At 67.1% G+C, this 13,395-nt stretch carries 8 protein-coding genes and 2 pseudogenes; 3 read left to right on the top strand and 7 right to left on the bottom strand.

Features of this window, described 5'->3' with window-relative positions; genetic code table 11:
* Positions 1-37: 37 nt before the first annotated feature.
* Positions 38-940: a trypsin-like serine peptidase gene (locus CFN78_RS16370; RefSeq protein WP_240519495.1), complete on the bottom strand. Its 903-nt coding sequence runs from the start codon at positions 938-940 to the stop codon at positions 38-40.
* A gap of 254 nt (positions 941-1,194) precedes the next feature.
* On the opposite strand from CFN78_RS16370, the gene CFN78_RS16375 reads away from it, so the two are divergent.
* On the top strand, positions 1,195-3,141 hold the full coding sequence (locus tag CFN78_RS16375; RefSeq protein ID WP_094863795.1) for an alpha/beta hydrolase family protein: 1,947 nt from the start codon (positions 1,195-1,197) through the stop codon (positions 3,139-3,141).
* A 450-nt stretch (positions 3,142-3,591) separates the two neighbouring features.
* Here the strand turns inward: CFN78_RS16375 and CFN78_RS16380 are convergent.
* Positions 3,592-4,554: pseudogene (locus CFN78_RS16380) on the bottom strand (IS3 family transposase); the annotation flags it as partial.
* Between CFN78_RS16380 and CFN78_RS16385 the strand changes: the two are divergent.
* A complete protein-coding gene (locus CFN78_RS16385) occupies positions 4,438-4,977 on the top strand; it encodes a DsbA family protein (RefSeq protein ID WP_094863687.1) in 540 nt (179 codons plus the stop codon). The pseudogene CFN78_RS16380 and the gene CFN78_RS16385 sit on opposite strands and share 117 nt — an antisense overlap.
* Before the next feature lie 167 nt (positions 4,978-5,144).
* On the opposite strand, the gene CFN78_RS16395 is transcribed toward CFN78_RS16385, so the two are convergent.
* From CFN78_RS16395 to CFN78_RS16410, 4 genes are read right to left on the bottom strand one after another with little or no spacing between them, the layout of a single operon-like run.
* Positions 5,145-6,131: a prenyltransferase/squalene oxidase repeat-containing protein gene (locus tag CFN78_RS16395; protein ID WP_094863688.1), complete on the bottom strand. Its 987-nt coding sequence runs from the start codon at positions 6,129-6,131 to the stop codon at positions 5,145-5,147.
* Positions 6,128-6,817: a class I SAM-dependent methyltransferase gene (locus tag CFN78_RS16400; protein ID WP_094863689.1), complete on the bottom strand. Its 690-nt coding sequence runs from the start codon at positions 6,815-6,817 to the stop codon at positions 6,128-6,130. The genes CFN78_RS16395 and CFN78_RS16400 overlap by 4 nt, the downstream gene beginning before the upstream one ends.
* Positions 6,811-8,094 (bottom strand): glycosyltransferase family 4 protein, encoded by a 1,284-nt coding sequence (locus CFN78_RS16405; RefSeq protein WP_094863690.1) that lies wholly within the window; start codon positions 8,092-8,094, stop codon positions 6,811-6,813. Before CFN78_RS16405 ends, CFN78_RS16400 begins: the two co-directional genes overlap by 7 nt.
* Before the next feature lie 27 nt (positions 8,095-8,121).
* Positions 8,122-10,806, bottom strand: coding sequence for a tetratricopeptide repeat protein (locus tag CFN78_RS16410; RefSeq protein WP_094863691.1), 2,685 nt, complete (start codon positions 10,804-10,806; stop codon positions 8,122-8,124).
* An 89-nt stretch (positions 10,807-10,895) separates the two neighbouring features.
* Here CFN78_RS16410 and CFN78_RS16415 point away from each other — a divergent pair, with 89 nt between their 5' ends.
* Positions 10,896-11,837 carry a hypothetical protein gene (locus tag CFN78_RS16415; protein WP_094863692.1) on the top strand — a complete coding sequence of 314 codons (942 nt, stop codon included), beginning with the start codon at positions 10,896-10,898 and terminating at the stop codon, positions 11,835-11,837.
* Between the two features lie 114 nt (positions 11,838-11,951).
* Here CFN78_RS16415 and CFN78_RS16420 read toward each other — a convergent pair.
* Positions 11,952-13,215: pseudogene (locus tag CFN78_RS16420) on the bottom strand (IS256 family transposase).
* Between the last annotated feature and the right edge of the window lie 180 nt (positions 13,216-13,395).

Raw genomic sequence — 13,395 nt, forward strand, 5'->3', positions numbered from 1 at the left:
CCCGCGGGCGGAGCCGCCGCGGAGCCTCCACAGCGGATCAGAGCTGTCCGGACCGTTCGTAGAGACCCCGCACGGCGTCGGTGAACGCGGCCGAGTTGAGATCCTCGGTGGTGCCGTCCGAGTTCACCGTCCCCTTGCTGGTGACGGAGAAGATCGTGCCCTTGCCGGTGGCCGGGTCGAAGTCGCGCAGCCACGGCCCGCCGCTCGAACCGCCCGCCATGTCGCAGTCGGACCTCCACGAGGAGTAGACCGAGTTCGACCTGAACGTGGCGGGCAGCGCACAGGACACCGGGGACTCGCCGCGGGCCAGCCGCGACACCGGGTAGCCCACGATGGTGCTGTCCACCGGCGAGGGCACCTCGTCGAAGGAGATGTCCTGGGTGCCGACGAGGTCGGCGACGTGCTTGCCGTCCACCGGATCGACGGCGATCACGGCGTCGTCGTCGGCCGATGCCATCGGGCCGCCGTAGGTGTCGGGCCAGGCGAACGCCCGCACCGGGAAGATGCCGTGCGGCGCGGTTCCGTCGTCGAAGGCGGGCGCGAACACGACGTTGGTGATGTTCACCGGTGTGTCGTCGGGCATCAGCCCGCCGTTGAGGCAGTGGCCAGCGGTGAAGGCCACGTCGTTCGTCGGGCTCGGCACGACGGTGGCGGTGCAGGACCCGTCGGCACCCGGCTCGGAGGTGTAGAGAAGCCGGCCGAGACCCGGGGGAGGGGCGCCCTCCCACTCCGTCGCGATCTTCTCCGCGGGAGCCAGACGCTCATCGGCGCCCAGTTGCTTGATTCGTTCCGGTGTCCAGTAGTCCACGGCGGCGGCCCGGTCGGCTTCGCTCACCTCGGTCACCACGTCGGCGTTCGCGCTCGCCGGGACGGCCGTCATCGCCAGTGCGGCACCGGCCGCCGCGATCGTCGCTGCTGAACGTACGAGTATCGATGTCATGTCCGGAAGGACGCGGCGACCCGAGGCGGCGTTGTGCCCGTTCGTCCAGGATCACCTGGCCGGGTAGCCGGAATCCCGGTGCACGTGCCGAAACGTGCCGTGTGGACGTCTGATCGCCGGCTTTGCGGACGACGAAACCACCTGTACGTGGCCGAGGTCACCGGGGCGCCACGGTTGACCCTGCCGCGACGGCAGGGTGTTCGATCGGTGATGAGAAGCGTGTGTGCCGGAGCCGAGTGGAGCGCAGAGTGAACATGACCGGACGACCGACCGACCAGCGACCGCCACTGATCGACCTCGAGGCGTTCTTCGCCGACCCGCGGTTCGCGAACGCGTCGATCTCGCCCGACGGCACCCGCATCGCCTACCTCGCCCCGCACCGGGGCCGGCGCAACGTCTGGATCCGCGGCATCGACCAGTCCCACGAGGACGCCGTCCCGGTCACCCACGACGCCCGCCGCGGGATCACCACGTATCACTGGACCGACGACCCCCGTTGGCTGCTCTACCTCCAGGACACCGACGGCAACGAGGACTGGCACCTCCACCGCGTCGACCTCGACGCCCCGGACGCACCCGCCGTCGACCTCACCCCGATGGACCCCGGTTCACGGGTGGTGGGTGCGGAGCCGCTGCCGTCGGTTCCGGGCACCGTGCTGGTCACGATGAACCAGCGACCGATGTTCTTCGACACCTTCCGGATCGACGTCGCCACCGGTCAGACGAGCCTGCACCGGGAGCAGGACGACCCGACGGCCGCTTTCCTGCTCGACCGTCGTGGTGAGCTCAGGTTCCGGACCGAGCTCGCCGCGGACGGCACCGTCGAGGTCTCCGCGATCGACGCCACCACCGGGCGGGCACGGCTGCTGCGCCGCCTCGGCGGGGCCGAACACCCGGTGGGCGTCCAGCCCCAGGAGGTCACCGCAGACGGGAAGGGCCTGCTCATCGGGTCCTACCAGGACGGCGACGACCTGCGACTGGTCCGCATCGACCACGAGACCGGCGAGGAGACCGTCGTCGCCGCCGTCGACGGTCACGACCTCGACATCAGCGGCACGGTGCTGCCCGGTGTGCTGCCGCCCCCGGTCTACACGCACCCGCACACCGGCGAGATCCTCGCCGCCCGCTTCGTCGCCGACCGCCCGCACATCGAGGTCCTGGACCCGCACTTCGCCGAGGTGTACGCCCGACTGCGGGAGCTCTCCGACGGCGTGCTCGACACCCTGTCCTGCGACGACTCGGGACAGCGCTGGATCGCCACCTTCACCCACGACCGCGACCCCGGCGTCACCTGGCTCTACGACCACACCACCGGGGACGCCAGGCTGCTGTTCCGCGCCCACCCGGACCGCGACCCGGAGACCATGGCAGCCATGGAACCCGTCGGTTTCCCCGCCCGCGACGGGCTGCCCCTGCACGGCTTCCTCACCCTGCCGGTCGGCGTCGAGCCGCGGAACCTGCCGCTCGTGCTGGTGGTGCACGGTGGGCCCTGGTGGTACGACGCGTGGGAGTACAGCAGCGAGGTGCAGTTTCTCGCCAATCGGGGCTACGCGGTGCTGCAGGTGAACTTCCGGGGTTCGCTGGGCTACGGGAGACGGCATGTCACCGCCGCGATCGGCGAGTTCGCAAGGGCGATGCACGACGACCTGATCGACGCCGTCGACTGGGCCGTGGCCCGTGGTTACGCCGATCCCGATCGCGTCGGCATCTTCGGCGGGTCCTACGGCGGGTACTCCGCTCTCGTCGGCGTCACCGTGACCCCGGACCGCTTCGCCGCCGCCGTCGACTACGTCGGCATCTCCGACCTCGCCAACTTCATGCGCACCCTGCCGCCGTTCACCCGCGCCTTCAACGTCAACAACTGGTACCGCTACGTCGGCGATCCCGACATTCCCGAGCAGGAGGCCGACATGCTGGCCCGGTCGCCGATCACCATGGTCGACCGGATCCGCACCCCGTTGCTCGTCGCACAGGGCGCCAACGACGTGCGCGTCGTGCAGGCCGAGTCCGACAACATCGTCGCCCGCCTGCGCGAGCGTGGCGTACCCGTCGAGTACCTGGTCGCGGAAGACGAGGGCCATGGTTTCGAGAACCCGGAGAACCAGATCCTGTTGCACCGCGCGATCGAACGGCACTTCGCCCGGCACCTCGGCGGCCGCAGCGCGGAGGTCTCCCTGACTGCGGACTCGCCGGTTAGCTGAGAACACGCGCCGCGGGGCGTGGTCCACCCGAAGGGCCGCGCCCCATCGAGCGCCGCCGATGCCACCCACCTCGCCAGTACTGTCCTGACAGGACTGGGTTCCCCGGAAGCTACGGCGGTCGCTCTGTCGTCGGCTACGACGCCAGGTCAACTTGGTGCCCCCGGTGCGACTCGAACAGCATCCGCACGAAACCGGGGGCTGCTGAATGACTCTGTGACAGCAGGTCAGGCCGCCGTTGTGGCGGTCTGGGTCATGATGGCTTTGTACTCGATGGGGGTCAATCTGCCGAGTCGTGTTTGGCGGCGTCGGCGGTGGTAGGTGCGTTCGATCCAGGTGACGATCGCGATTCGGAGTTCCTCGCGGTTGGTCCAGCGGTGGCGGTCGAGAACGCCTGCGTTGCAGGAGGCTGAAGAAGCTCTCGATGGCGGCGTTGTCTCCGGCGGAGCCGATTTGGCCCATTGAGCCGCGTATCTGGTGGCGCCACAGCGATTGCTGCAGCGTGCGTGAGCGAAACTGACCGCCTCTGTCGGAGTGCAGCGTGCAGTTCGCGACGGTCCCGCCACGTCGGGCGACTGCGGGCTCCAGCGCGTCGACCGCCAACTGGGCGCTCATGCGGTCGGCGATGGAGTAGCCCACGATCCGGTTGGACCACACGTCCTTGGCCGCGCAAATGTAGAGCTTGCCCTCGCTCGTCGGGTGTTCGGAGATGTCGGTCAACCACAGGCGATTCGGCTCATCCGCGGTGAATTCGCGACACACCGAATCTTCGTGCGCCGGCGTACCGACACGGCCCTTCCTGCCACGACGCTTCTTGCCGAACACGCACCACCACTCATTCGCCGAGCGGATTTTCCACACCGTGCGGTCGGACACCTTGTGACCGGCTGCGGTGACCTCGTCGAACAACAGCCGGTAGCCGAACTCGGGATCATCGCGATGGGCAGCGAAGATCGCGTTCGCCAGGTAAGCCTCGGCCAGTTCGGCGGCGGTCACGGGGTTGTCCAGCCAGGCGTAGTAGTGCTGGCGATGGAGTTTCAACACCCGACACGACACCGCCACCGGCACTCGGACGCGGGCACCGGCGGCGGCTAACTCCTTCACGAGCGGGTAGAGCCTCTTCCCGGCAGCTGAGCCTGCGACAGATACGCCGCCGCGCGGCGCAGGACCTCGTTCTCCTGCTCCAGCAGCCGATTGCGGCTTGAGTTCCCGCAACTCCCGCGCCGCATCCGAGGTGACACCAGGCTTGACGCCGTCTTCGACATCGGACCGGCGTAACCACTTCTGCAACGTCATCGGATGGACACCGAAATCGTGCGCGACCTGCTCGATCGTCACACCCGGCCCACGACTCCGCGCGACCCGCACGACGTCCTTACGGAACTCACGGGGATTAGGGCTTGGGCACGGCGACATCCTTCCAGTCTGCGCGTCAGCAAGCGATCTCAGCTGTCACAGATCCCTTCAGCAGCCCCGCAGCCGGAGTGGGGTGAACAGAGGGTCTCGCACCAGGACACCTTCCTCGGCTTTGCCTGCGAACTCGGCCTGGACGTGGCCGCCTTCGAAACCGCACTCGACGCCCGGGCCACCCGCGACCGGGTCAGGGCCGACCACAACGACGGCGCCAACGCCGGCGTGCGCGGAACCCCCACTTTCTTCATCAACGGCACGAAGTTCACCGGCAAACCCTCGTACGAGGGCCTGAAGCCGGCGTCGACGCAGCTGGCCCGACGACCGTCCCCGCCAGTGAGCACGCCCGGGCCAGGACACCGTTTCCGGCCCGGGCACTGCCCTGGATCCTCATCGTCGGCGGCGCGATCGGCCTGGCCGCCGCCCTGATCCTGACCATCGAGAAGATCGCGTTACTGCGCGACCCGGACTACATCCCCAGCTGCAGCATCCGGAGTTCGACTGCCAGCTGCTGGTCCTGATTCCTGATTCGCCGGTCGAGCGGCAAGCGCCGCCGAGCACTGCCGTCGGCCCGAGCAGGTGAATGGGTTCACAGTCTACGAGACACTATTGACAGATCGGACTCCGAAAGTTCGACAGGTGGAGTGATGGCCGGTGATGGCGGCATGCGCGAGTAGCGCAGCTCCAGAGGTCCAGGTGGTTCTCTCGAGGGGCCAGAGGTTGTCGGTGGAGTAGTTGTGGCCAGTCCAGTAGTCGCCGTCCGCGGTGCGTAGCCGCTGGAGGGTGGCGAAAACCTGGCTGGCGCGGTGTGTGTCGCCGCGTACTGCGAGTGTGAGTGCGAGTTCCGCGGTTTCGCCTCCGGTGACCCATGGCTCGTGACGAACGCATCGGACGCCATGACCTGGAACGACGAACCGGTTCCAGCCTACGGCGAGGTGTGTCGTCGCGGCCGCGTCTTCCAGGACGCCTCCGAGTACGGGGTAGTACCAATCCATCGCGTGTGGTTTTGGGGTGAACGAGTCCGGCTGTGTGGTGATCGCGTTTTGCAGTTGATCCGCTGATTCGGTCCATTGTGGACGTCGGTTTCCGGTGATGTCGGCGAGTGTGGACGCTGACCTCAGTGCGTGATGGATGCTGCAGTTTCCGGCGAGAAGGGTGGTGTCGCGGAGTCCGTGTTCGGGGGACCATCGCCAGGCGAACTCGCCGGATTCCCGTTGGAGCGTCAGCACGAACGTGATCGCACGGTCGACCGCCGGCCAGAGGTCGGCAAGGAACGTCATGTCGCCTGTGGTCAGGTAGTGGTGCAGGACTCCGACTGCGATGTACGCGGTGAAGTTGGCGTCGAGGTCGGCATTCACCGGCTCACCGTGGCGGTACTGGGAATACCACGATCCGTCGTTGTTCTGCAGGTGCCGCAACCACAGATATGCGCGAGCCGCGGCGTCGTGTCGGGCGGCGACATCGAGTCCCATCGCCGCTTCGACGTGGTTCCACGGGTCCAGTCCGCCTTGTTCGTCGTAGGGGATGGCACCGTTGGGCCGCTGCAGGGCGAGGATGGTGTTCGCGGTTGCCTCGGTATTCATGTGGGGGTATCTGGTTTGCGGGCGTAGAGGACGAGACTCTTGCCCAGCACCACGTTGAGCATGCGTTCGATGCGTGGATTCGGCCAGGGTCCGTTGGTGATCTCGTGGCAGAGGAAGTCGTGGTAGCGGTGAACGAGTGCGTTGTCATGGTCGATTCCGACGAGGCATTTCAGCCACCAGTATGGTGAATGCAGGGCGTGCGCGTGGTGTGTCCCAAGCGGATGTAGCCCGGTTTTGGCTACCTGCTTGAGTAACTGGCTTCTGCGGTAGATGCGTATGTGGCCGCCGTCGACCTGGTGGTAGCTGCGGGACAACGTCCAGCAGACGCGTTCGGGAAACCAGCGGGGCACGCTGATCGAGAGAAGACCGCCGGGAGCGAGGACGCGGGCGGCTTCGGTGAGGAGCGCCCGGTCGTCGGGGACGTGTTCGAGTACTTCGGATATCACGACGTGGTCGAAGGCGTTGTCGGTGAACGGCAGCATCCGGCCATCCGCGCGTACCGTCGCCAGTCCGGGGTGCTCCGTATCGTTGTGAATCCCTTTCAGGGCAACGTCATCCATGTCGAGAGCGGTCACGTCGGCTCCCGCACGGTTCGCCGCGTAGGCGTGTCTGCCGTCGCCGCAGCCCAGGTCGAGCAATCGCTGTCCGGGGCGCAGCGCCAGTTTGTCGAAGTCGATGGTCAGCAACTCAGGGACGCTCCACGTGAACGGGTCGGGTTTGCCTGGCCTCGATGCCGTAACAGGCTCCGATAGTGAGCTTCAGTCTCTCGGGCGGTCGCGTGCCAGGTATACGGCGCCGCGCGGGCTACCCCACGATCTCCGAGTCGATCGCGCAGCGCGGAGTCCTCGAGAAGTGTTGTCAGCGCTGCGGCCAGGGCACCTGAGTCCGCAGGGTGTACGTGTAGCGCGGCGTCGCCGTGCGGTCCGGTGACTTCTGGAATGGCGCCCGCCGTGGTGGTGACCAGGGCGGTGCCGCAGGCCATCGCTTCCAGGGTGGGCAGGGAGAAGCCTTCGAACAAGGACGGCACGCACGCGACCTGGGCGCCGCGAATGAGGTCGGCTAGTTCGGTGTCGGACAGGCCGGAACGAAAGCGCACGTGGGCGGTCAGGCCGAGTTGGTCGATGAGTTGTGCGGTCGGTCCGTCGGGGCGTGCGCTGCCGACGACGACCAGTTCGGCTGTGCGTTCGCTGCGGACGAGTGCGAAAGCGCGCAGCAGGACGGGGAGCCCCTTCAGCGGGACGTCGGCGCTGGCGGTGGTGACGATTCTGCCGGTGATCTTGTGCGTTGAACGATCTGGGCGGAACATTGTGTGATCGACGCCGACCGGTACCACGTCGACATTGTCGGCAGCCACGCGCATATGTGCGGTGATCGCGGCCTTGGACGCGTGCGAGACGGCGAGAACGGCCGGCAGAGTGCGGGCGACGCGATGCTGCATCGCGGTGAACTGGTACCAGCGGCGCAGTTCCGCCTGACGACGTGGGGTGACGTTGCGGAGTTCGAGGTCGCGGTCGATCGCGATCGGATGGTGGACGGTGGCGAGCGTGGGTAGCCCGAGGTTGAGCAAGCCGTAGCCGAGTCCTTGGTTGTCGTGCACGAGGTCGAACTGATCCCGGTAGCGGCGTAGGTAGCTCCGCGCGCGAAACGAGAACGCCAATGGCTCGGCGAATCTGCCGCGTCGCATGCCAGCGAACTCGACCCAATCCGGGATGCGTCGTAACTCGGATAGTGCGGGGGTGCGGAACGGGGTCGGCTCCCCGAACAGGTCCAAGCCCGGGAGCCGGTGCAGCCGCACCCCGCGGTCGACGACCGGGTACGGCGGGCCGGCGATCACGTCGACCTGGTGTCCGAGCGCGTGCAGTTCGCGGCTCAGGTGCCGGACGTAGACGCCCTGGCCGCCGCAGTTCGGTTTGCCGCGGTAGCTCAGTAACGCGATACGCAACGGGGAATCGGGTGGCCTCATCCGGTCAGACCACCGTTGACCGAGTGGCTACGGCGCCGAAAGGTACTGAGGCCAGAACGCCAACTGCGTCCGGATGCCATCGGGGACCCGGTTCCGCTCGCCGAAGACCCTGACGGCTTCGGGTAGCAGGGCTTGGAACTCGGCGAGGGCCTGGCGGATGTTGGTCGACTCCATGGTTTTCGCGAGGAACAACGCCGCGTGGTAGCGGGCGGTAATCGTTTCGGGATGATCCTCCCCGTAAGTGTCGAGCAGAGTGGTGACCAACTGCGGATAAGAAAACGCGACGGGGGGGGGGTAGCCGTTTTCTGCCCTGTCGTAGAGCAGGTTCTGTTGGGTACGGAGAGTGTCGAGGTGGGTTGCTCCCAGTACCCGTTCGCGTGAAGGCAGAACTTCCTCCCACAACGCGATCGCCTCCGCGTGCCGCCCACATTTGCTGAACATGAGTGCCAGGTGGTGGCGCGCCATCAACGTGAGTTCGTCATCCGCCCCGAGGCGATCGGTGCAGTCGCTGACCAGGTCGCGGAACTGGCTCAGGCCGGAATGCGGGTCATCAAGGCCGGACCAGAAGGCGATGTGCTCGCGGACGATCAACGTCTGCCGGTCGGTCCGGCCGAGTTCACGTTCACTGTCCGGCAGCAGGCCCCGGAGAAGGTCCAGTGCACCGGCCCGGTCCCCGGCCTCGGCGGTCCACCGCCCCAGCCACGCGCGAGAACGGATAGCCAGCGACGAGTTCGCGCCGAGTTCCTCGGCGATTCTGCGACTCCACCGGCCCCACCGTGCGCGATTGTCCGCCGGGATGTTCGAGCTCCGGCGCTCCACGCTCAGAACCGCCGCTTCGAACGCTCCGATGCGCCACAGGTGCTCGGCTTCGGCCACCGCCGCGTAGTGGTGACACGGATCGTCGGGGTGATGTTCGGCCATCGGCGCCAGCTCGGCGATGGCATCGGCCAGCGCCCGGTGCGCCTGATTGGCGTCGATCCCGCCGATACGGTGGCCGCGCAAGTAGCTCGCGACCGTCGGGTGCATCAAACTCGCGGTCTCCCGTTCGGTCCCCGCGCGGGCTCGCGAGGTCAGGGTATCCAGCCGCACGAGCACGTCGTGTACTTGTGCGGCTGTACCCGGGCCGTCGAGCTTGCCACTGGCGAGGCAGAGCAGCGGCAGCGGAAGCGGCTGCTCGGTGGCGGCGAGGACGGCGAGCACCGGTGCCGCGGGGCTGGCCGTCGTCATCGCCCCTGCTCGCCGCAATACCGCGTGGTAGGTGGCGCTGAGATCGGCGGACAGCGCGCGGTGGTCTCCGGGCTGCTGTACCCAACGGTCCGCTTGCAGCGTGGCGACCAGCCAGTTTCCCGACGCGCTCCGGGCCAGTTCCTCCGCGTCCTGATCCGACATCCCGCGTCCGGTCGCATAGGCCTCGAGGTCCTCGTGCCGGGCACCGCTCACCACGAGCACCGACATGTGCTGCACGGGCTCGGCAATCTTACCGCTCGCGATGACGACCTGTACCGCCATCGCTGGATCCGGCTCGATCAACCGCTCCAGACCGGACAGGTCGCCGGCGTCCACCACCAGCCGTACCGGATCAGCGTCACCGCCACGGTCGCGCAGCGGGCCGAGCACCAGGCGTTCCAGCGCGTCGGCAGCCAGCCACTCGGCCTCCGACGCCGCATCACGGAAACGCCGGGCGGAGTCAGCGAAATCGGGAACGGTCCTGATGAGCTGATCTGCGATGTCGCCCGCAAACCGGTCGATCGTCCCATCAGCGCCGAGGAACACCGCGGCATGCGGACGGTGCCGAGCTTCGGTGAGGTCGGGTCTGGCCAGCACAGCGAGCAGGGTCGACTTCCCGGTGTGCGCCGCTCCGGTCACCGCCACGCACCGCACTCCCGAATCGATCAGTGCACGCAGGTCGTCCAGCGCGGCGGTCGGGTGGTAGTGGCAGGTCAGCCGGAGCGCTTCGTCCACGTACGCCGTGCCGGCCAATGGTGACCGGAGCCAGTCGGCGTCGACGTTGCGGGCGATCCACAACGCGCTGTCCCCGGACGGAAGCGGTGCGCCGCCGTAATACGCCATCCCAGTGGCGACCTGCCGAGGGCACAGTTCGTTGATCGGATCTCGCAGGTGCGCGGACCCCAACCGTTCCACTGGCTGCGTTCGGCCGTTGCGCACCAGGTAGACGAGATTCTTGGTGAAACAGCCCCCGGCCGCGGGCCCATCTCCGGTGGCGGTGAGCAACTCGAACCGTTGCCCGGACTGGCGGACGGTCTCGACCCACTGGCTGCCGGCCCGGTCTGCGGCGACCCCGGAGCCGCAGGTGTCCAGCAGCAGGATCAGTCCGTCCATCGCGGAGTACTCCCGCAGCAGCTCTTTGAGGCGTTGTCCTAGCAGGAATGCTCCGCGAGAGTTGGGGGTGGCGGGCGAGTCCGTCGCCATCAGGTAGAAGTCGTCGTCGACGACAGCACCGTGCCCGACGAAGCTGAGCACCAAGGTCGACCCGTCGTCGGCGGCCGTGCGGAAGGCCTGCTCGATGGCACTGTCCAGCTCTGCCGCGCTCCGGTCCAGCAGCACCGGGCCACTTTCGAGCACGGGCGTGCAGCCGCCCGCGCCAGGATCTGTCAGGACTGCGGCCAGGTCGTGTACGACCGTGGGCAGGAACGACAAGCGGTTCAGTGCCGCGCACTGCGAGCCGATCACCAGCATCGTTCGTCCACTCATCGAATCCAGCTTGCTCGGTAGAGATCGTCTGGGCAAGGTGTTGGACTACGAAGAGTTGAAGTTCACCCACCGCTGGTGAAGGGGGATACGTGGCAGAGGTGGTGTTGGTGCATGGGATCGGTCAGCAACAGCAGACCCCCGACTCGCTCGAACAGGCTTGGTTGCCCCAGCTCGCCGGTGGCGTCCGGCTTTTCGGATGCCCTGATCTAGCCGACCAGCTGTGGCGAGCCTCCCGACCCGGGGAACTCGACGTGCGGATGGCGTTCTACGGCGACCTGTTCGTCAAGGACGATCAGCAAGGTGACGCCGATGACGCCGACCTGCCGGAGCGGGCGCAGCGGATCTTCGACACGCTCGAGGTCGAAATCGCACAGCACGCCGCCGAGCGAAGCACCGACCCGCACGATCGCCGGGAAGCCGAACGAGCGCTCGCCGCTCTCGTAGATCAGGCAGACCAGCAGGGGATCGGTGCCGGTCTGCGGCCGGTGCTCAACAGCCTCGTCCGCATCCGTCCCTTGGCAAGACTGGGCACGGCCTTCGCCGGATCCGTGCTGCGCACGGCCCTGCGTCAGGTCAGCCTGTACTTGTCCGACGACGTCCTGCGCGAGCAGGTGCAGGCCAGGGTCGCCGCTCACCTCACTCCGGATACCGCAGTGTTGATCGGCCACTCGCTCGGTTCCGTGGTGGCCTACGAGGCCGCACACCGGCTCGGCCACCCACTGCCGCTGCTGCTCACCCTCGGCTCACCCCTCGGACTACGCAACATCGTCTACGACCACCTACGGCCCCAACCACCCACTGTGCCGCCACAAGTACGTCGCTGGGTCAACGTCGCCGACCGAGACGACATCGTCGCCGCCAGCCTCGACCTCACCTCCCGCTTCCCGGGCGACCACGGGGTTCTGGAGAACACCTACACCGTGGACAACGGTGCCCGGCCCCACGACGCGACCTTCTACCTGAACAAAAAGACTGTCGCCCAGGCCATAACTGCCGCCCTCGCCACGTCGCGCCCGATCGACGTGGGGTAGGTGGGATACCCGGCCTTCTTCGTGCTTTGAGCGCTGCGAAGGTCGACCTCGGATCAGCGCAGACTGGCAACTCGGGGACTGTCCGAATAACGGTGGATCTGGCTTGGTTTCCGGTTAGTTCGCGCTCGGGGTGATGCGGTCTTCGAACGTGATGGCGAAGGCGTTGAGCGCGGGTTTCCACCTCATGGCCCATCGTGCGTTGCCGCGTCCGGTCGGGTCCAGGGACCGGGTGGTGAGGTAGAGGCATTTCAGGGCGGCTTGCTCGGTGGGGAAGTGTCCGCGGGTGCGGATCGCGCGCCGGTAGCGGGCGTTGAGGGACTCGACGGCGTTGGTGCTGCAGATGACCCGGCGGATCTCCACGTCGTCGTCCAGGAATGGCACGAATTCGGATCAGGCGTTCTCCCAGAGCCGGATGATCGCCGGGTATTGGCCGCCCCACTTGTCGGTGAACTCGACGAAGCGTTCCTTGGCGGCGGCTTCGGTCGGGGCGGTGTAGACCGGCTTCAGGTCGCGCGACATCTGCCCCCAGTACTTGCGGGAGGCGTAGCGGAAGGTGTTGCGCAGCAAGTGAATTACGCAGGTTTGCACGATTGCCCGCTCCCATACCGTGGTGATCGCCTCGGGTAGACCTTTCAGCCCGTCGCAGACGGTGATGCACACGTCGCCGACCCCGCGGTTCTTGATCTCGGTCAAGACGGCGAGCCAGAACTTGGCGCCCTCGCCACCGTCGCCGGCCCACAGGCCGAGGATGTCCCGCTCGTCATGGACGGTGACACCGATCGCGACATAGATCGGCCGATTGGTGACCTGCCCGTCGCGGACTTTCACGTGGATGGCGTCCACGAAGATCACCGGATATACCGGATCGAGCGGCCGGTTGGCCCATTCGGCCATCTCCGGCGAGGACCTTGTCAGTGATCCGCGAGATCGTGTCCTTGGAGACACGAGCGCCGTAGACGTCGTTGAAGTGCGCGGCGATCTCGCCGGTGGTCAGACCCTTCGCAGACAGCGACAACACGATCTCATCCACTCCGCTCAACCGCCGCTGCCGTTTCCGCACGATCTGCGGCTCGAACGAGGAGTCGGTATCGCGCGGCACCTCGATCTCCACCGGGCCGATCTCGGTCAACACCGTCTTCGACCGTGTGCCATTACGAGAGTTGCCACCGGTCCGCCCGGCCGGGTCGTGCTTGTCGTATCCCAGGTGCTCGGTCATCTCCGCGTCCAGCGCGGTCTCGAGCACGTTCTTCGTCAGCCGGTTGAGCAGCCCGTTCGGGCCCACCAGATCGACACCCTGCTCCTTGGCCTGCGCCAGCAGCTGCTCGGCCAGCCGCTGCGGATCCACATCCTCAGTCACAGGCTCCAGTGTTTCGGTCATGAACGATCCCTCCCGCCAAGCTCACGCCCGGCGTGTCAGACCAAGACCAGATCCACCGTCCATCGGACAGTCCCCTCGCCTCGACGGCGTGCAGCAGCGCAGGTTCCCGGCGGCTGCCCGCCTGCGGGGTCTCGATCGTGTCGGCCTTGCGAATCAGTTCGATCGGTGAACGAGGAAACT

It is taken from the genome of Amycolatopsis antarctica (assembly GCF_002262875.1).
Taxonomy (GTDB): Bacteria; Actinomycetota; Actinomycetes; order Mycobacteriales; family Pseudonocardiaceae; genus Amycolatopsis; species Amycolatopsis antarctica.